Source organism: Pseudomonas chlororaphis (assembly GCA_001023535.1).
Taxonomy (GTDB): domain Bacteria; phylum Pseudomonadota; class Gammaproteobacteria; order Pseudomonadales; family Pseudomonadaceae; genus Aquipseudomonas; species Aquipseudomonas chlororaphis_E.
Window position 1 is genome coordinate 5,368,056 of record CP011020.1, and the last position, 19,699, is coordinate 5,387,754.

Here is a 19,699-nt window from a genome sequence, read left to right on the forward strand (position 1 = left end):
CATGCCGCAGTTCTTTATCGACCGCCCGGTGTTCGCCTGGGTGGTGGCGTTGTTCATTCTGCTGGCCGGTGTGCTGGCAATCCCGCAGTTGCCGGTGGCGCAGTACCCCGACGTCGCGCCGCCGCAAATCGAAATCTACGCGGTGTACCCCGGTGCGTCGGCGCAAACCGTGGACCAGAGCGTGGTCAGCCTGATCGAGGAAGAGCTCAACGGCGCCGATCACCTGCTGTACTTCGGTTCCCAGAGCAGCCTGGGCAGCGCCACCATCACCGCGACGTTCCAGCCGGGCACCAACCCGGAGCTGGCCCAGGTCGATGTGCAGAACCGGCTCAAGACCGTGGAATCGCGCCTGCCCCAGGCCGTCACCCAGCAGGGCTTGCAGGTGGACAAGGTGTCGGCCGGTTTCCTGCTGCTGATCACGCTCACCTCCAACGACGGCAAGCTCGACGATGTGGCGCTCAGCGACTACCTGGCGCGCAACGTGATGAACGAGATCAAGCGCCTGGACGGCGTCGGCAAGGCGCAACTGTACGGCGCCGAGCGGGCGATGCGGATCTGGATCGACCCGCAGAAACTGCTCGCCTTCAACCTGACGCCGGCCGACGTCAATGCCGCCATCGTGGCGCAGAACGCCCAAGTGTCGGCGGGCAGCATCGGCGACCTGCCGGCACGCACCACCCAGGAGATGACCGCGACGGTACTGGTCAAGGGGCAGTTGTCGACGCCCGAAGAGTTCGCCGACATCGTACTCAAGGCCAACCCCGACGGCTCCACCGTGCGCATTGGCGACGTGGCGCGGGTGGAAGTCGGCAGCCAGGAATACCAGTTTTCCACGCGGCTCAATGGCAAGCCTTCCACCGCCGTTGGCGTACAACTGTCGCCGGGGGCCAATGCCCTCAACACCGCGACGCTGGTGCGCACGAAGATGGATGAGCTGTCGCGTTACTTCCCCGCGGGCGTCGAGTACAAGATCCCCTACGACACCTCGCCGTTCGTCAAGGTCTCGATCACCAAGGTGGTGTACACCCTGGGCGAGGCCATGCTGCTGGTGTTCGCCGTGATGTTCCTGTTCCTGCAGAACATTCGCTACACCCTGATCCCGACACTGGTGGTGCCCGTGGCGCTGATGGGCACGTTCGCGACCATGCTCGCCCTGGGTTTTTCCATCAACGTGTTGACCATGTTCGGCATGGTCCTGGCGATCGGCATTCTGGTGGACGACGCCATCGTCGTGGTGGAGAACGTCGAGCGGATCATGGCCAGCGAAGGGCTGTCGCCCAAGGAAGCGACGCGCAAGGCGATGCGGCAGATCACCGGCGCGATCATCGGCATCACCCTGGTGCTGGTGGCGGTGTTCATTCCCATGGCGTTCATGCCCGGATCGGTGGGCGTGATCTACCGGCAATTCTCGCTGTCCATGGCGACCTCGATCCTGTTCTCGGCGTTCCTGGCCCTGAGCCTCACGCCGGCGCTGTGCGCGACCTTGCTCAAGCCCATCGACCAGGGCGAGCATCACGCCAAGGGTGGTTTCTTCGGCTGGTTCAATCGCCGCTTCGACCAATTGGGCGATCGCTACCAGGGCTGGGTCGCCTACGCACTCAAGCGCACCGGCCGCTACCTGCTGATCTACGGGGTGCTGCTGGTGGGCATGGGCCTGCTGTTCACGCGTCTGCCCTCCTCGTTCCTGCCGGTGGAGGACCAGGGCTACACCATCACCGACATCCAGTTGCCGCCCGGCGCGAGCAAGAACCGCACGGTGCAGGTGGTGGAGCAGATCGAAGCTCACAACGCCGGCGAGCCGGGCGTGAGCGACAGCACGGTGATCCTCGGTTTCAGTTTTTCCGGCAGCGGGCAGAATGCGGCCCTGGCGTTCACCACCCTGAAGGACTGGTCGCAGCGGGCACGCGACGATTCGGCCAGCTCGATTGCCGACCGAGCCAACCAGGCGTTCGGCGCTATCAAGGACGCCATGGCCTTTGCGGTGCTGCCGCCACCGGTGGATGGCCTGGGCACCTCCAGTGGCTTCGAGTTCCGCCTGCAGGATCGCGGCGGCCTCGGCCACGCCACGCTGATGCAGGCCCGCGACGAATTGCTCGCCGCGGCCGAGAAAAGCCCGGTGTTGATGAACGTGCGTGAAAGCGCCCTGGCCGAAGCGCCGCAGGTCCAACTGGAGGTCGACCGCAAGCAGGCCAATGCCCTGGGCGTTTCCTTCGCCGACGTGGGTAACGTGCTGTCCACGGCGGTGGGCTCGGCCTACGTCAATGACTTCCCCAACCAGGGGCGGATGCAGCGGGTGGTGGTCCAGGCACAAGGCGACCAGCGCGGCCAGGTGGCCGACCTGCTGAAGATCCATGTGCGCAACAACGCCGGGAAGATGGTGCCGCTGTCAGCGTTCGTCCAGGCCAGATGGACCCAGGGCCCGACACAATTGACCCGCTACAACGGCTACCCGGCCATCAGCATTTCCGGCGAACCGGCGCCCGGCCACAGCACCGGCGAAGCCATGGCCGAGATCGAGCGGCTGGTGGCCCAGGGGCCGGCCGGCCTGGGGCAGGAATGGACCGGGCTGTCCCTGCAGGAACGCTTGTCCGGCAGCCAGGCGCCGCTGTTGCTCGGGCTGTCGTTGCTGGTGGTGTTCCTGTGCCTGGCGGCGCTGTACGAGAGTTGGTCGATCCCGACGTCGGTGCTGCTGGTGGTGCCACTGGGGGTGCTCGGCGCGGTGCTCGCGGTGTCGATGCGCGGCCTGCCCAACGATGTGTTCTTCAAGGTCGGGCTGGTGACCATCATCGGGTTGTCGGCGAAGAATGCGATCCTGATCATCGAGTTCGCCAAGAGCCTGTACGACCAGGGCCATGATCTGATCGACGCCACGCTCCAGGCGGCGCGCCTGCGCCTGCGACCGATCATCATGACCTCCCTGGCCTTCATCCTCGGCGTCGTGCCCCTGGCCATCGCCACCGGCGCCAGCTCGGCGAGCCAACAAGCCATCGGGACCGGGGTGATCGGCGGGATGATCACCGCGACCCTGGCGGTGGTGTTTGTCCCGGTGTTCTTTGTCGGGGTGATGAATCTGGTGCGCAAGCGTCCTGACAGCCACTGATCGGCCGGGGGGCGGCTTGCCTGGGATGGCGAGGCTGGATGGACGGCCGCCTTCGCGAGCAAGCTCGCTCCCACAAAGGGCCCCTCGGACACTTGGGAAACCTGTGGGAGCAAGCTTGCTCGCGAAAACGGTCGCGACGCACGGCGAGTCTCAGGCCCGCCGTGCTAGCAGCAGCCCCGCCGCACAGGCCGCGATGCGCTCGCAGGCCTGGGCCAGTTTCAGCTGGTCGACCACCAGCCCGATGCGGATATGCCCCGCCGCGCTGGGGCCGAAAGCCTCGCCGGCGAGCACCGAGACGCCATAGCCGTCCAGCAGGTGTTCGGCAAAGCCTTGGGCGTCGAGACCGGTCTGGCGGATGTCGACCATGACGAACATGCCGCCATCGGGTCGCACCGGCTTGAGGCCCGGACAGTCGCCAAGCATGGCGCACACCAGGTCGCGGCGCTGGCGATACTCTTCGCGCATGTGCGCCACTTCAGGCAAATCTTCTTCGAGGGCCACCTGGGCCGCCCGCTGCACGAAATCCGGCAGGCCGAAGAGCATGCACAACGACAGGTTCGCCAAGTGTTCGGCCAGGGGCTCGGGCCCAAGGACCCAGCCAATGCGCCAACCGGTCATGGCATGGGATTTGGACAGGCTGTTGATGGTCGCCGTGCGTTCGGCCATGCCTGGCAGGCTGGCCGGGCTGATGTGCTCACCTTCGTACAACAGGTCGCTGTAGACCTCGTCGCTGATCAGCCACAGGTCATGCTCAATGCACAACTGCGCCAGTCCTCGCCAGGTCGCGAGCGGCAGGCTGGCGCCTGATGGGTTGTTGGGGCTGTTGAGCAGCATCGCCCGGGTCCGCCCGGTGATCAGGCCGGCCACATCGGCCGGCTCGACCCTGAACCCGTTCTCCGGGCGCACCGGCACCGGCACCACTGTCGCCCCGCAGGCACCGAACACCGCCTCGTAGGTGACATACATCGGCTCGGCGACGATCACCTCGTCGCCCGGGTCGAGCAGGCACTGCGCGACTGCATACACCGCGCACTGCGCGCCGGGCAACACGGTGACATGCCCGGCGTCGACCGGCTGGCCGCAGCGCCGCTGATGACGCCGGGCTATTCGGCTGCGCAAGGTGTACAGGCCACGGATGTCCGAGTAATGCGTATCCCCGGCCCGCAGGCTGCCCACCGCGGCATCGACGATGGCGCGCGGTGTGTCGAAATCCGGATCGCCCACCGACAACAGCAGCACGTCCATGCCCTGTTCGCGCATGGCCAGCGCCCGATCGTGAATGTGCCAGGCGGCGGCGCCATCGCCGGTGATGCGTTGGGTCAAGGCTGAAAAGCGCATGCATATCTCCTGATTGCGCGGTGTCCAGCCTCAACCCTATCTCAAATCACAAACCGCGCCACCATCGCGTTCAACGTCACCGCCAGGCGCGACAGTTCGTGGGACGCGTCGCTGGTCTGTTTCGCACCGCTGGCCGACTGGGTGGCGAGGTCGCGAATGTTGACCAGGTTGCGGTCCACTTCGCGGGACACCTGGGCCTGTTCCTCCGAAGCGCTGGCGATGACCAGGTTGCGCTCGTTGATCTGGTGGATCGATTGGGTGATCTGTTCCAGGGCCACGCCGGCGGCGCGGGCCATTTCCAGGGTGCTCTGGGTGCGCTGGTTGCTTTGCTGCATCGACTGCACGGCCTCACCGGTGCCGTTCTGGATACCGGCGACCATTTTCTCGATTTCCTGGGTTGATTGCGCAGTGCGGTGGGCCAAGGCCCGGACCTCGTCGGCCACCACCGCGAAACCGCGTCCAGCCTCCCCGGCGCGGGCGGCTTCGATGGCGGCGTTGAGGGCCAGCAGGTTGGTCTGTTCGGCGATGGCGCGGATCACGTCCAGGACCTTGCCGATATCGCGCCCCTGCACCGCCAGGCCTTCGATCATCGCCGCGGTGCTTTGCACGTCGTGGGTCATGGTCTGGATCGCCTCGACGGTTTCCACCACCCGCGAGCGACCTTCCCGGGCCGCCTGGGTCGATTGGTTCGACGCCTCGGACGTGGACACCGCATTACGCGCGACCTCTTCCACTGCGGTGGTCATTTCGTTGACCGCCGTGGCGGCCTGTTCGATTTCATTGTGTTGCTGTTGCAGGCCACGGGAAGATTCCTGGGTCACCGCGCTCAACTCTTCGGCGGCGGCGCCCAACTGGGTGGCGGAGCCGGCGATCTGCTCGATGGTCTTGCGCAGGCTGGCTTGCATGTCGGCCAGGGCCTTGAGCAACCGAGCGGGTTCGTCCTTGCCGTCGTCCGTGATCACCTGCACCAGGTTCCCGCCGGCAATGACTCGCGCCGCCTCCAGCGCTCGGTTGAGCGGCAACACAATGCTGCGAGTCAACGCCAGCGCGAGCAGCACGGTGGCCAACGCAGCGACGAGCGACACGATGATGATGCCCGCCAGCGCGTTGTCAAAGTGCGCGCCCGCCTCGGCCGACGCCTCTACAGAGCCGGACACGTTGATCGCGATAAGCTTGTTGAGCTGCTCGCCCATCAGGTCGGTGCCTTCCTTGATTCGGCTATTGATCAGGGCGCGCAGCTCATCGACCTTGTTCTGTCGCGACAGGTCGAGCATCTCTTTCTGGGCTTGCAGGTAGTTGCCAAGGGTCACGGAAAAAGTCTTGTATAGCTCTTTTTCCTCGGCTTCGGCTGGCAACGCCGCGTAACTGGTGTCGGCCTTGTGCAGTTTCTCCACCAGCACACCGATGCGGGTTTCGGCCTCTGCCAGGCTGGCCGGCTCGCGATTGACCAGGATACGGAACGACAGGATGCGCATGCGCAGCACGTTCTCCAGCACGTTGGCCAGGTACGCGACGCTGGGCACCTGGTTTTGCTCCATGTCCACCGAGGCCTGGCGGATCACCGACATGCGATTGGCGGCGAATAAGCCCAGGCCAATGACAAGCAGAGCAATGAAAGCGAAGCCAAGGAAGGCTCGGGGCGCGATGTTCAGGCTACGAAGGGACATGTAAAGACCTCGGGGCAATGGGGTCGAGCATCCATGCCAGTCAGTGTAGGGTGGGGTGCTGATGGGTACGCTTAACCCCTTTATCGGCTGGGCTGTAGGCTTTTTACAGGGGGATGTAAAAAAATATTTCAGGAGCACTTATCGGCTGGCGACCTGCCACAGCCGGGCAATATCCCGGGCCCGCTCGCCCAGCAAGCGCGCCGCATCGGCACAGGCCTCTTGCAGCGTCATCGGGCCGCTGGCCAGGGCGAAGGCGGCATCGACACCGTGCTCATACAGCGCCGGGTAGCCCTCCCCCAACGTACCGGCGATAACCAGCACCGGCACGCCGTGCTGGCGGGCGATGCGGGCCACGCCGAAGGGCGTCTTGCCGCGCAGGGTCTGCGCGTCGAAACGGCCTTCGCCAGTGATCACCAAGTCAGCGCCCTGTACCGCAGCGGCCAGCCCCACCAGTTGGGCGACCACCTCCACGCCCGTGCGAAACCGCGCGCCGAGGAACGCCTTGGCGGCGAACCCGAGGCCGCCGGCGGCACCGCTGCCCGGTTCGTCGCGCACATCCTTGTGCAGAGCCTGGGCACAGTGTTCGGCGAAGTGTCCCAGGGCTGCGTCTAGCCACTGCACTTGCTGGGCGGACGCACCTTTTTGCGGGCCGAAAATGGCGGAAGCCCCCTGGGGGCCGCACAGTGGGTTGTCGACGTCGGCGGCAATCTCGAAATCGACTTGGGCCAGGCGCGGGTCCAGTCCGCTGAGGTCGATGCGCGACAGGTTCGCCAGGGCCAGGCCGCCCGGCGCAAGCGCCTGGCCGTGTTCATCCAGCAACGCCACGCCCAGGGCTTGCAGCGCACCGGCACCGCCGTCATTGGTGGCACTGCCGCCGATGGCCAGGATCACCCGCCCGGCCCCTTCATCCAGGGCGGCGCGAATCAGTTCGCCAGTGCCATAGGTGCTGCTGGAGCAGGCATCGCGCTGCCCCGGCGCGACCAATTGCAGGCCGCTGGCCTCGGCCATTTCGATGATCGCGGTGCGGCTCTCGGGCAACCAGCCCCAGCTTGCCTCGACCGCGCTGCCCAACGGCCCCCGGACCCGGCTGCGGCGCCATTGTCCGTTGCAGGCCGCCAGCACCGACGCCACCGTCCCTTCCCCGCCGTCGGCCATCGGGCACTTGATCAACTGTGCAGCCGGCCAGACCTGAGCCAGCCCGGCGGCGATGGCGTCGGCGACGCCCTGGGCACTGAGGCTGTCCTTGAACGAGTCGGGGGCGATGACTATTTTCATATTATTCTCCGGTTCCGATGCCCAGCATGCTGCCAGCTGACCGCAACCGTGACGCCGGTCTGCCGCACAAAAGACAGGGGGGATTATTGTTCAATTTTACAAAGGGTGGGGTTGGTAGGGGGATGGTTGTTGGATGGGAGGGCCTCTTCGCGGGCAAGCCCGCTCCCACAGTTAATCAGCGTGAATACCGAATCCATGTACACCACAAATCAATTGTGGGAGCGGGCTTGCCCGCGAAGACGGCGGCACAGGCGACATAATTTCCCCAGTACAACCACCCTCGCGAGCACAGGGTTACAGCGGTGGGCTTTCGGTCTGCGGCAACAACTGCACCCCCAGGTACAACGCCAACATGCCATCCAGCCGCAACGGATCGACCCCACTGAGCTCGGCGATGCGTTCCATGCGGTAGCGCAAGCTGTTGCGGTGGATCCCCAGGGCCTCGGCGCAAGCCTGGCTCTGGCCGTCGTGTTCGCACCAGCTGCGCAAGGTCGTGAGCAACTGGCCGTTGTTGTCCTTGGCGATCACCTTGCGCAGCGGTGCCAGCAATTCGTCGAGGGCATCGTCGCTGCGATGACGCCAGAGCATCACCGGCAGGCGATAACGGGCAAGGCTCAGCAGCCGCGATTGCGGCAACACATCGCGACCGTAGGCCAGCAGGTCCGCGACCCGCCGGTAGCACCGACGCAGCCCCGCCAGCCCTTCGGCCTGGCCACCCACCGCCACCCGCAAGATGCACCAGCCCAGCCCGTCGAGCTTGCCCAGCAGCCGCTCGTTTTCCACCGACGCGGTGACCGGCCGGCACCAGAGCAACGAGGACTTGGACGAGGTCAGGCACCAACTGTCCGGGTAGCGTGACATCAACCAGGCGCTCAACGTCTCGACGCTCTGCCCTGGCCCATGCTCCGGGCCCAGCTCGAACAGATACGGCACCCGTGACAGTTGCGGCTTGAGGCCCATCTGGCGGGCTTCGTCCAACAACCGCAGCGAATCCCCGGCGTCCCCCAGCAGCAAAGCCAGCAAGTCGTCACACCGTTGCCGGCGCCATTGCTGCTCGGCCTGCTGGTTGCGCTGGCCCACCAGCATCTCGGCGGTCATGCGTACCAGTTCGGCGTAGGTGCGCAACTGCTCGGGCTCGCCGGTGATCCCCAGCACGCCGATCAGGCGCTGATCGAGCATCAGCGGCAGGTTGATGCCTGGCTGCACGCCCTTGAGGTGCCTCGCCGTGTGCGCGTCGATTTCCACCACCCGGCCATTGGCCAGGACCCATTGCGCGCCCTCGTGGCGAGTATTGACGCGCTCGGGCTCACCGCTGCCGAGGATCAGGCCCTGGTTGTCCATGACATTGACGTTGTATGGCAGGATCGCCATCGCCCGGTCGACGATGTCCTGCGCCAGGTCATGATCCAGTTCGAACATGGGACGGTGTTCCTCGCAAGCGGCGTGGGTGAAGGTTTGCAGCGCAGGGCGCCAGGGCGATTGGTCAGGCGCACAGGGTCCTGCTCCAAACCCTGTGCTCAGGCACAAAGACACGGCCCCCCGGGCTGGCCGAGACTCAAGGGCAGTCAACGTTACCCCTTGGCTCGTACAAATCATAATAAAGAGAGACCCGCCATGTCCCAGAGCGCAACGGCCCTCCTGGCTACCCACGACGAGAAAAACAGCGTCTACAAGCGCATCACCCTGCGCTTGATCCCCTTCATTTTCATCTGCTACCTGTTCAACTACCTCGACCGGGTCAACGTTGGCTTCGCCAAGTTGCAGATGCTCGATGCGCTGAAGTTCAGCGAAACCGTCTACGGCCTCGGTGCCGGGATCTTCTTCATCGGCTACGTCCTGTGCGGCGTACCCAGCAACCTGGCCCTGAGTAAGTTCGGCCCTCGGCGCTGGATCGCGCTGATGATGACCACCTGGGGCACGTTGTCGACCTGCCTGCTGTTCGTCACCACGCCCACCGGCTTCTACACCTTGCGGCTGTTCACCGGCGCGGCCGAAGCCGGGTTTTTTCCGGGTGTGGTGCTGTACCTCTCGCAGTGGTTCCCGACCTTCCGACGCGGCCGGATCATGGCGTTGTTCATGTCCGCCATTCCGGTGTCGGGCCTGTTGGGCAGCCCGTTTTCCGGCTGGATCCTCAACCACTTCGCCGCCGGCCAAGGTGGCCTGGCCGGCTGGCAGTGGATGTTCCTGCTGCAAGGCATCCCGACCGTGATCCTCGGTGCGCTGGCGTTCTTTTTGCTCAGCGACACCTTCGCCAACGCCAAGTGGCTGACCGACCAGGAGCGCGCCGTGCTCACCGCCGACCATGCCCAGGACCTGGCGAACAAACCGAACACCAGCAGCGACTCCTTGCTGGCCGTGTTCAAGAACCCGGCGATCTGGGCCTTTGGCCTGGTGTACTTCTGCATCCAGAGCGGTGTGTATGCGATCAACTTCTGGCTGCCGTCGATCATCAAAAGCCTGGGTTTCAGCGATAACCTGGTGATCGGCTGGTTGAGCGCGATCCCCTATCTGCTGGCGGCGGTGTTCATGCTGCTGGTGGGCCGCTCGGCGGACCTGCGCAAGGAACGTCGCTGGCACCTGGTGGTGCCGATGCTGATGGGCGCGGCCGGGCTGCTGATCGCCGTCAACTTCGCTACCACGCCGGCCATCGCCATCCTCGGCCTGTCCATCGCCACCATGGGCGCCCTTACCGGCCTGCCGATGTTCTGGCCGGTGCCTACCGCCCTGCTCAGCGCCGGCGCGGCGGCGGGCGGCCTGGCGCTGATCAACTCCATGGGCCAGATGGCCGGTTTCCTAAGCCCTTACCTGGTGGGTTGGGTCAAGGATGCCACCGGCTCGACCGATGCCGCGCTGTACGTGTTGGCCGGGGTGATCGTGGCCGGCAGCCTGCTGGCGTTGCGTATGACGCGTACGCTCAGGGCCTGAGCATTGCCTCTGTGGGAGCCGGCTTGATCGCGAAAGCGGTGGATCAATGGCAGCTATGTCAACTGGCACGCCCTCTTCGCGAGTAAGCCCGCTCCCGCAGTGGATGGGGGGTGTTCGATAAATCTGTTTGATCCATGCGCCTGTTCTGGGGTTTGATTGGGCCTTTCCCATGGATGAAGGATTTTGTCATGAGCTACCGCACGCTAGGCCATTCCGGGTTGCAGGTGTCCACGCTGACCCTGGGCACCATGATGTTCGGCGAACAGACCAGCACCGAAGACTCGCTGCGGATCATCGACAAGGCCTGGGACCAGGGCATCAACTTCATCGACACGGCGGACGTCTACACCAACGGCCGCTCCGAAGAGATCGTCGGCGAGGCGATCGCCCGCCACCGCCACGAGTGGGTGCTCGCCACCAAGGTCGGCTTCGGCCCGGCAGACGGCGTGCCCAATCGCAGCGGCCTGAGCCGCAAGCATCTGTTCAACGGCATCGAGGCCAGCCTGAACCGCCTGGGCACCGACTACCTGGACATCTACTACCTGCACCGTGAAGACCACAACACCCCGCTGCACGTCACCGTCTCGGCCATCGGCGACCTGATTCGCCAGGGCAAGATCCGCTATTGGGGCCTGTCGAACTACCGCGGCTGGCGCATCGCCGAGGTGATCCGGATTGCCGACAGCCTGGGCATCGACCGACCGGTGATCAGCCAACCGCTGTACAACATCGTCAACCGCCAGGCGGAAACCGAGCAGATCACCGCCGCCCAGAACTACGGCCTCGGCGTGGTGCCCTTCAGCCCCCTCGCCCGTGGCGTGCTCAGCGGCAAGTACGCGCCGGACGCCGCGCCAGATGCCAACAGCCGCGCCGGTCGCCAGGACAAACGCATCCTGGAAACCGAGTGGCGGGTCGAGTCCCTGCGCATCGCCCAGCAGATCCAGCAGTACACCCAGGGGCGAGGCGTGGGCATCGTCGAGTTCGCCATCGCCTGGGTGCTGAACAACCGCGCGGTCACCTCGGCCATCGTCGGGCCTCGCACCGAAGCGCAATGGGACGCCTATGCCAAGGCGCAGGCGGTCAGGATCACGGCGGATGACGAAGCCTTCATCGATTCGCTGGTGACGCCGGGGCATGCCTCGACGCCGGGGTTCAACGACGTCGGGCATTTCGTGTCGGGGCGCGTACCGCTGACGTCATAGGCCTGCTACGCAACAAGCCCTTGCGGCGCGGAGCGTGCTCCCGCTCGGCCGCGCAACGGACCCCACCGCTGCGCGGCCGGGCGGGAGCTTGCTCCCTCGCCACAACAAGGGTCCGTCACACACGCCGCCACCCCGCTAACAAGAGGCCTCCGTGTCCAAAGGTATCGCTCTATCGGTCTCGGCGTCCGCGCTGTTCGCCGTCATGTACTACTACACCTCGCTGCTCACGCCACTGACCGGCGTGGAGATTTTTGGTTGGCGCATGTTGCTGACCATGCCCTGCATGACCGTGTTCATGCTGGTGGCACGGGAATGGAAACTGGTCACGGCGCTGCTGCGGCGCCTGGTCGACACCCCACGGCTGTTGATCGGGGCGATCGCGTCGTCGGCCCTGATGGGGGCGCAGTTGTGGCTGTTCATGTGGGCGCCGCTCAACGGCTACAGCCTGGATGTGTCGCTGGGGTACTTCCTGCTGCCGCTGTCGATGGTCCTGACCGGGCGCATCGTCTATGGCGAACGCCTGTCGTACCTGCAGAAAATCGCCGTGTTCTTCGCCACGCTCGGGGTGTTCAACGAGCTGTACCAGGCCGGTGGTTTTTCCTGGGCGACCTTGCTGGTGGTGATCGGCTATCCGATCTACTTCATCCTGCGAAAACGCATCAAGACCGACAACCTGGGTGGGCTCTGGCTGGACATGACGCTGATGCTGCCGGTGGCGCTCTGGTTCGTGCAGAGCGGCGAGCAAGGCTTCAACGTGTTCGACCAACACCCCTGGTTGTCGCTGCTGATCCCGGTGCTTGGGGTGATCAGCGCCTCGGCGCTGGTGTCCTACATCATTGCCAGCCGGCTGCTGCCGTTCAGCCTGTTCGGGCTGTTGAGCTACGTAGAGCCGGTACTGTTGCTGGGCGTCGCGCTGTTGCTGGGCGAGAGCATCAAGGCCGGCGAATGGCTGACCTACCTCTCGATCTGGATGGCCGTGGCAGTGCTGGTGTTCGAAGGCTTCAAGCACCTGACGCGACATCATCGGCGTAAAGCTTGAAGTATAAGCAGGACCTCATGGGAGCGAGCTTGCTCGCGATAGCGGTGTGTCAGTCAACAGGCATTGAATGACGGGCCGCCATCGCGAGCAAGCTCGCGCCCACAACCGTGTGGCTTGCCGATTACTCCGTGGCCAACACCCCACGCCGCACCTGGTCACGCTCGATGGACTCGAACAGCGCCTTGAAGTTGCCCTCGCCGAAGCCATCATCGCCCTTGCGCTGGATGAATTCGAAGAACACCGGCCCCATCAGAGTTTCCGAAAAGATCTGCAGCAACAGGCGCTTGTCGCCCTGCTCGGACGCGCCGTCCAGCAGGATGCCCCGCGATTGCAGCGCCTCGACCGGCTCACCGTGGTTGGGCAGGCGGCCTTCGAGCATCTCGTAGTAGGTGTCTGGCGGCGCAGTCATGAAGCGCATGCCGATGGCCTTGAGCCGGTCCCAGGTCTTGACCAGGTCATCGGTCAGGAATGCCACGTGCTGGATGCCTTCGCCGTTGAACTGCATCAGGAACTCTTCGATCTGCCCAGCGCCCTTGGACGACTCTTCGTTCAGCGGGATGCGGATCATGCCGTCCGGGGCCGTCATGGCCTTGGAGGTCAGGCCGGTGTACTCGCCCTTGATGTCGAAGTAGCGGATCTCGCGGAAGTTGAACAGCTTCTCGTAGAAGCCGGCCCAATAAGCCATGCGCCCGCGATACACGTTGTGGGTCAGGTGGTCGATGATCTTCAGGCCGGCGCCCACCGGATTGCGGTCGACGCCTTCGAGGAACACGAAGTCGATGTCATAGATCGAGCTGCCTTCGCCGAAACGGTCGATCAGGTACAGCGGCGCACCGCCAATGCCCTTGATCGCCGGCAGGTTCAACTCCATCGGGCCGGTCTCGATGTGGATCGGCTGGGCGCCGAGCGACAGGGCCCGCTTGTACGCCTGCTGCGAATCCTTGACCCGGAACGCCATGCCGCACACCGACGGGCCATGCTCGGCCGCGAAGTACGACGCCACGCTGTGGGGTTCATTGTTGAGGATCAGGTTGATCGCGCCCTGGCGATACAGGTGCACGTCCTTGGACCGGTGGGTCGCCACCTTGGTGAAGCCCATGATCTCGAAGATCGGCTCCAGGGTGTTGGGGGTCGGTGATGCGAACTCGATGAACTCAAAGCCCATCAGGCCCATTGGGTTTTCGTATAGATCTGCCATGTCGGCGCCTCATCATGCTTATCAATTAACAAACGTTAGTTGCCAGTCATGCGAGGGCACGCGGTGGCGCGCAGGAAATGCCGCGAACGCTGCGGGCGAGGAAATCGCCGTAGATCAGTTGAAACCCAAGTATCTTCATTGTCGACCCAAGGCTTTTGCGGGCGAGGCTTCTGCTGCCAGAAGACGTTATTCTTATATGCGTAAATCGATTCTACACAGCGTAACCAGATTTGTCCGCCTTCCGTATCAAATCGCCTTTTTCCTCGACCGCGCAAGAGGTTTGTTGCACAGGAAAATGCCGCCCAGGATCAACCCGCCGCCCAGGCTCATCATGGCGGTGAACCGTTCGTCCAGCAGCAGTGCTCCGAGCAGCACCGCCGTCAGCGGATTGAGGGCGATGAACACCCCGGAACGGGTCGCACCAATCCGCCGGATGCCGTCGTACCAGGCAATGTAGGCCAGGGCCGAGCCCAACACGCCCAGGTACAACAGGCTCAACCACTGCTTCAGGTCCAGCGCGCGCAGGGTGTCGAGGCGAACCTCCCCGCCGATGGCGCAGGCCAGCCACAGCATCAACGTGCCCAGCAGAATCGACCAGGTCACGGTTTGCAGCGGCCCCAGGCGCTCATTCAGGTCCCTGGAAAACAGCGAATAGATGCCCCACCCCAGCACACAGCCAAAAATCAGCCCGTCGCCCAGCCAGCTTTGCGTCGCCCCCTGTAACAGGGCAGGGTCACGGCTCACAATCACCAGCCCCGCCCCACCGATGCACAGCACGATGCCCGCGACTTTCAGCGCCCCAAGGCGTTCCTTGAACAGGCCCCAGGACGCCAACCCGATCACCGCCGGGTTCAGGGCGACGATCAACGAGGCCCGCGATGCGCTGATGGACTGCAAGCCGTAGAAGAAACACAGGTTGTAGAAGAAGATGCCAAAAAAGCCCAGCGCGGCCAATTGCAGCCCTTGCTTGAAGCTGGGCCTGGCCAGGGGAATCCGCGCCAAGGCGAGAAACGACAGCAGCGCGAGGCTGGCGAGCAGGAAACGCAAGCTGGCCGCGAACAGCGGCGCCAATGCATCAGAGAGGATCCGGCCAGCCACGAACGTGCCGCCCCAGATCATGGTGACCATGGCGAGCTTGAAGTAGACCGGCAGGTCGGAGGGGGTTGAGACGGTTTGTTCCAACGCGTTCATGGTTCACCTGGAGGTCAATCGAACCGTGTCGAGGGGCGCTTGCTTCCTCACCACGGTATCGGACGGGGCTGGGATGCCGTATTGTTTGCCTCATGCCTGATCATCGTAAAATGAGCATTCACTCATGACCCTCACCCAACTGGAAATCTTCTCCGTGGTCGCCGAGCTGAGGGGGTTTACCGCTGCGGCTACCCGCCTGGGCATCAGCCAGTCGGCGGTATCCCACGCCATCAAGGCGCTGGAGCAGGAGTTGGGGGTGGAACTGCTCCGACGTCACCAGGCCCAGGTGGAGCTCAGCGACATCGGCCAGCAGTTACTGGCGCGGGCACGGGCCATGCTCGGGTTGGCCAACACATTGCGCCAGGAAGCCGCCGATGCCCGGGGCATGCGCCGTGGCACGTTGCGCATCGGCTCGTTCGGGCCGACGTCGTCCATGAAACTGCTGCCCGCCCTCCTGCAGCGCTACCGTGCCTTGCATCCGGGGATCGAAGTACACATCGACGAAGGGCCGGACCGCCAGGTCATTCAATGGCTGGACGAGCGGCGGATCGACGTCGGCTTCGTGGTGCTTCCCGAAGACCGCTTCGACACCGTTCAATTGCTGGAAGACCAGATGGTCGCGCTGCTGCCCACGCAGCATCCCTTGGCCGCCCATGCCAGCCTGAGCCTCAAGGATTTGTGCAACGACCCGTTCGTGCTCACCGAGGCTGGCTCGTCGGAACTGGTCATGCGGCTGTTCAATGCCGCCCGGCTCACGCCGAACGTGCGCTTTCGCTGCTCGCAATTGCTCAGCACCCTGGACGTGGTACGACGGGGCGAAGCGCTGAGCGTGGTGTCCGAAGGCTCGCTGCCGGCGAGCGGAAACCCGGGTTTTGTCGCTCGCCCCCTGGCACCGCCGATCCCCCGCCAGATTGGCCTGGCGGTCCTGGACAGTCGCCAGGCGTCACCGGCCACCCTGGCGTTCATCGAACTGGCGAGGCAATCATTGCGCGGTCCGCGCGGGCAACTTCCACAACCTTAACTACTTGCAATTGATTAGCCATCAAGACTACTTGAAGCACCCGGCATAAGGCTAACTGCCCACCGTCGAGACATTGACGCCAGCGTTTCATTCATAAATACCGGCGCTATTGTTACATGGAGAAAAAGTTACGATTTACACTTTCGGGATTAACTACTACAATTTTTTTACCTGTGCTAGATAGCAGGAGAGTCATTTATCACCGAGTCGCTTCAAGCGCTTGGCTTGTGGCTTTGTTTGCGGTTGATATCAGCCAAACATTCTGATTGGAGTAACGATTTTGTCCAGACTCGCTGAATTTCGTGCAGCCGAAAAGGCCCTTCAAGAACAGCTCAAGCAGCTGGAATCACTGAAGAACGACGCCGGGCTCAAGAAAGAAATCGAATTCGAAGAAAAGCTCCAGGGACTGATGAAAACCTACGGCAAGAGCCTGCGCGACATCGTCGCGATCCTCGACCCGAACCCGTCCAAGGCCAGCCTGCAATCGAACAAACCCACCAAGACCCGCCGTGCGCGAGTGGTGAAGGTCTACCAGAACCCGCACACGGGCGAACTGATCGAGACCAAGGGCGGCAACCACCGCGGCCTGAAAGCCTGGAAAGAACAGTATGGCGCGGCCACTGTCGATTCCTGGTTGCGTGGCTGACAGCAAACAGCCTGCAAAAAAGCCCTGAATCATTCAGGGCTTTTTTATGGAGCACACTTTTGTTTAACACCGGCACATTGCGCTGAACGCCTTATAGTTTCAGGCTGTTTCGTACCGACTGCACTTCATCCTGGCTTTCAACAAATACCTGTGCCTGTCCCGCATAGGACAGCACATAAGCCTTGCCCCCATTTAGTGCCGCAACGAGAGCCTGGGACAATACGTGTCGTCCGTTCTGGGTGATGGTGCAAGTGGTTTCCAATGCTGTTACTCCACCCAACATGGCGGCATGGATCTTATTGCAGACACTTTGGTAACCGCCCTGGAAAAAATCCTTCTGGATGGACTTGCGCATTTCCAGCAACACGCCTTGCAAGTTGACCTGATGATCAGGCTCGACGGGGGTCGTGGTCAGTTCCATAACCATCACTGCATTGCCGGCCGAATCGTTTTTAGTGGCTCGCTGGCGCAGGGTGCCCACTGCTGCCGGAGCATCGGTGGCGGCGGGCAGCGGTTCGACGACCCAGCCCTGGGGCCACGCCACCTGCGGCTCGTCCGCCTGGACGCCGGTGCCCGCAACGGTGGCAATGAGCAGGACAAACAGCGAAAGGAACGGTCGAATCATTGCGTTGGCACTCAAGGACGAAGCGTAAAGTCTGAAGCCCGCCGCCGGACCAGGCAATAGCCACGCGCGGTTTGGCGATGCCGCGCCCCTTGCGTATCATGGGCACGCCTGCAAGGAAGCCGTTTTACGCAAGCCCAGGAACCGTCGCGGCCTGCTGCGACGGCGTTTGCCCCACTTATTTTCCGGAGGGCCCATGAGCCTGCACGAACTCGATACTTTCCCTGGCGTCACCGCCCAACCGGACGCCGCCACGGCCCAATTCGTCTTCAACCACACCATGCTGCGAGTCAAGGACATCACCAGGTCCCTGGACTTCTACACCCGTGTGCTGGGTTTTTCCCTGGTGGAGAAACGCGACTTCCCGGAGGCCGAATTCAGCCTGTACTTCCTGGCCCTGGTGGACAAGAAACAGATCCCGGCAGATGCCGCGGCGCGCACCGAATGGATGAAGTCGATCCCTGGCATCCTCGAACTGACCCACAACCATGGCACCGAAAACGACCCGGCGTTCGCCTACCACAATGGCAACACCGACCCTCGCGGGTTCGGCCATATCTGCATCTCGGTGCCGGACGTCGTCGCGGCTTGCGAGCGTTTTGAAGCACTGGGCTGCGACTTCCAGAAGCGCCTGAGCGATGGTCGCATGAAAAGCCTCGCGTTCATCAAGGACCCGGATGGCTACTGGGTCGAAATCATCCAGCCGGCGCCGCTGTGAACCTCACCACCGCTCCCACTGGGTGATGCATGATCCAAAACAAAACCCCATGGGCCAGGCCCATGGGGTTTTGTTTTTTCCAGCGACAACCTACGCCGGCGCAGAGGTACGGATCAGGTGGTCGAAGGCACTCAGCGAAGCCTTGGCGCCCTCGCCCACCGCGATCACGATCTGCTTGTACGGCACGGTGGTCACATCACCGGCGGCGAACACGCCCGGGATCGAGGTTTCCCCTCGGGCATCGACGATGATCTCGCCACGCGGGGACAGCTCCACAGTGCCTTTGAGCCAGTCGGTGTTAGGCAACAGGCCGATCTGCACGAAGATCCCTTCCAGCGCCACGTCCCACACGTCACCACTTGGACGATCTTTGTAGCGCAGGCCGTTGACCTTCTGGCCGTCGCCCGTCACTTCAGTGGTCTGGGCGTTGGTGATCACGGTCACGTTCGGCAGGCTGTGCAGTTTACGCTGCAACACCGCGTCGGCCCGCAATTGCACATCGAACTCCAGCAAGGTGACGTGGGCGACGATACCGGCCAGGTCGATGGCCGCTTCGACACCGGAGTTACCGCCGCCGATCACCGCCACGCGCTTGCCCTTGAACAGCGGACCGTCGCAATGCGGGCAGTACGCCACGCCCTTGTTGCGGTACTGCTGCTCGCCCGGCACGTTCATTTCGCGCCAGCGGGCACCGGTCGCCAGGATCACCGTCTTGGCCTTGAGGCTCGCGCCACTGGCGAACCTGACTTCGTGCAGCGCGCCGTCCTGCCCCGGCACCAGCGCCTCGGCGCGTTGCAGGTTCATGATGTCCACGTCGTATTGCTTGACGTGCTCCTCCAGGGCGACCGCCAGTTTCGGCCCTTCGGTTTCCTGGACCGAGATGAAATTCTCGATCGCCATGGTGTCGAGCACCTGGCCGCCGAAGCGCTCGGCCGCCACACCCGTGCGGATGCCTTTGCGAGCCGCGTAGATCGCCGCCGAAGCGCCAGCCGGCCCACCGCCGACCACCAATACATCGAAAGCGTCCTTGGCGCTGATTTTCTCAGCCTGGCGTTCGATGCCGCTGGTGTCGATCTTGGCCAGGATTTCTTCCAGGCCCATGCGGCCCTGGCCGAAGTTCACGCCGTTGAGGTACACGCTCGGCACGGCCATGATCTGACGCTCATCAACCTCAGCCTGGAACAGCGCACCGTCGATGGCCACGTGGCGGATATTCGGGTTCAGCACCGCCATCAGGTTCAGCGCCTGGACCACGTCCGGGCAGTTCTGGCACGACAGCGAGAAATACGTCTCGAAGTTGAATTCGCCCTTGAGTGCGCGAATCTGTTCGATGACTTCAGCACTGGCCTTCGACGGGTGGCCGCCGACTTGCAGCAAGGCCAGTACCAGTGAAGTGAATTCATGGCCCATGGGGATGCCGGCAAAGCGCAGGCTGATCTCGGCTCCCGGGCGATTCAACGAGAACGATGGCTTGCGCGCATCGGTGCCGTTGTCGAGCAAGGTAATCTTGTCGGAAAGACTGGTAACGTCTTTGAGTAAGGCGAGCATTTCCTGGGATTTCGCACCGTCGTCGAGGGATGCGACGATCTCGATCGGCTGGGTGACCCGTTCCAGGTATGACTTCAACTGAGCTTTAAGATTGGCGTCCAACATACGGGCGATTTCCATGTTTTGAATTCAGAAAAAACAACGCCCGAGCGAATCTCGCCCGGGCGTTTTTGGGGGCGAAGCGGCTTACTTAGATCAAGAGCTGATTC

Annotated in this window: 15 protein-coding genes; 7 read left to right on the forward strand and 8 right to left on the reverse strand. The window is 63.4% G+C overall.

What is annotated here, in order from left to right:
• Window position 1 precedes the first annotated feature (1 nt).
• Entirely contained in the window at window positions 2-3,100 is a 3,099-nt protein-coding gene (locus VM99_23385) for an acriflavine resistance protein B (GenBank protein ID AKK00869.1), read from the forward strand.
• Between the two features lie 150 nt (window positions 3,101-3,250).
• Here VM99_23385 and VM99_23390 read toward each other — a convergent pair whose 3' ends face one another.
• The 4 genes from VM99_23390 to VM99_23405 all read right to left on the reverse strand — a co-directional run bounded on the left by VM99_23390 (window position 3,251) and on the right by VM99_23405 (window position 8,799).
• Window positions 3,251-4,438: an aspartate aminotransferase gene (locus VM99_23390; protein AKK00870.1), complete on the reverse strand. Its 1,188-nt coding sequence runs from the start codon at window positions 4,436-4,438 to the stop codon at window positions 3,251-3,253.
• Between the two features lie 41 nt (window positions 4,439-4,479).
• Complete coding sequence (locus VM99_23395; protein AKK00871.1) at window positions 4,480-6,105, reverse strand: chemotaxis protein; 1,626 nt, start codon at window positions 6,103-6,105, stop codon at window positions 4,480-4,482.
• A 138-nt stretch (window positions 6,106-6,243) separates the two neighbouring features.
• Window positions 6,244-7,380 (reverse strand): glycerate kinase, encoded by a 1,137-nt coding sequence (locus tag VM99_23400; GenBank protein AKK00872.1) that lies wholly within the window; start codon window positions 7,378-7,380, stop codon window positions 6,244-6,246.
• 294 nt (window positions 7,381-7,674) lie between these two features.
• A complete protein-coding gene (locus tag VM99_23405; protein ID AKK00873.1) occupies window positions 7,675-8,799 on the reverse strand; it encodes a CdaR family transcriptional regulator in 1,125 nt (374 codons plus the stop codon).
• A gap of 195 nt (window positions 8,800-8,994) precedes the next feature.
• On the opposite strand from VM99_23405, the gene VM99_23410 reads away from it, so the two are divergent.
• From VM99_23410 to VM99_23420, 3 genes are all read left to right on the forward strand, one after another.
• A complete protein-coding gene (locus VM99_23410) occupies window positions 8,995-10,305 on the forward strand; it encodes an MFS transporter permease (GenBank protein AKK00874.1) in 1,311 nt (436 codons plus the stop codon).
• 188 nt (window positions 10,306-10,493) lie between these two features.
• Window positions 10,494-11,507 carry an NADP-dependent oxidoreductase gene (locus tag VM99_23415; GenBank protein ID AKK00875.1) on the forward strand — a complete coding sequence of 338 codons (1,014 nt, stop codon included), beginning with the start codon at window positions 10,494-10,496 and terminating at the stop codon, window positions 11,505-11,507.
• Window positions 11,508-11,658: 151 nt separating this feature from the next.
• Window positions 11,659-12,546, forward strand: coding sequence for a chemotaxis protein (locus VM99_23420; GenBank protein ID AKK00876.1), 888 nt, complete (start codon window positions 11,659-11,661; stop codon window positions 12,544-12,546).
• 121 nt (window positions 12,547-12,667) lie between these two features.
• Here VM99_23420 and VM99_23425 read toward each other — a convergent pair whose 3' ends face one another.
• Both VM99_23425 and VM99_23430 read right to left on the reverse strand, forming a co-directional pair.
• A complete protein-coding gene (locus VM99_23425) occupies window positions 12,668-13,744 on the reverse strand; it encodes a 4-hydroxyphenylpyruvate dioxygenase (GenBank protein AKK00877.1) in 1,077 nt (358 codons plus the stop codon).
• A 246-nt stretch (window positions 13,745-13,990) separates the two neighbouring features.
• The gene (locus tag VM99_23430; GenBank protein ID AKK00878.1) at window positions 13,991-14,935 is read right to left on the reverse strand and encodes a multidrug transporter; all 945 of its coding nucleotides are present in this window, start codon (window positions 14,933-14,935) and stop codon (window positions 13,991-13,993) included.
• A 124-nt stretch (window positions 14,936-15,059) separates the two neighbouring features.
• On the opposite strand from VM99_23430, the gene VM99_23435 reads away from it, so the two are divergent.
• Window positions 15,060-15,956 (forward strand): LysR family transcriptional regulator, encoded by an 897-nt coding sequence (locus VM99_23435; protein AKK00879.1) that lies wholly within the window; start codon window positions 15,060-15,062, stop codon window positions 15,954-15,956.
• A gap of 280 nt (window positions 15,957-16,236) precedes the next feature.
• Complete coding sequence (locus VM99_23440; protein AKK00880.1) at window positions 16,237-16,602, forward strand: transcriptional regulator; 366 nt, start codon at window positions 16,237-16,239, stop codon at window positions 16,600-16,602.
• A 91-nt stretch (window positions 16,603-16,693) separates the two neighbouring features.
• Here the strand turns inward: VM99_23440 and VM99_23445 are convergent, their stop codons facing one another.
• Window positions 16,694-17,227 (reverse strand): hypothetical protein, encoded by a 534-nt coding sequence (locus VM99_23445; protein ID AKK00881.1) that lies wholly within the window; start codon window positions 17,225-17,227, stop codon window positions 16,694-16,696.
• A gap of 193 nt (window positions 17,228-17,420) precedes the next feature.
• Here VM99_23445 and VM99_23450 point away from each other — a divergent pair, with 193 nt between their 5' ends.
• Window positions 17,421-17,942 carry a lactoylglutathione lyase gene (locus VM99_23450; protein AKK00882.1) on the forward strand — a complete coding sequence of 174 codons (522 nt, stop codon included), beginning with the start codon at window positions 17,421-17,423 and terminating at the stop codon, window positions 17,940-17,942.
• 90 nt (window positions 17,943-18,032) lie between these two features.
• On the opposite strand, the gene VM99_23455 is transcribed toward VM99_23450, so the two are convergent.
• On the reverse strand, window positions 18,033-19,595 hold the full coding sequence (locus tag VM99_23455) for an alkyl hydroperoxide reductase (GenBank protein AKK00883.1): 1,563 nt from the start codon (window positions 19,593-19,595) through the stop codon (window positions 18,033-18,035).
• Window positions 19,596-19,699 lie beyond the last annotated feature (104 nt).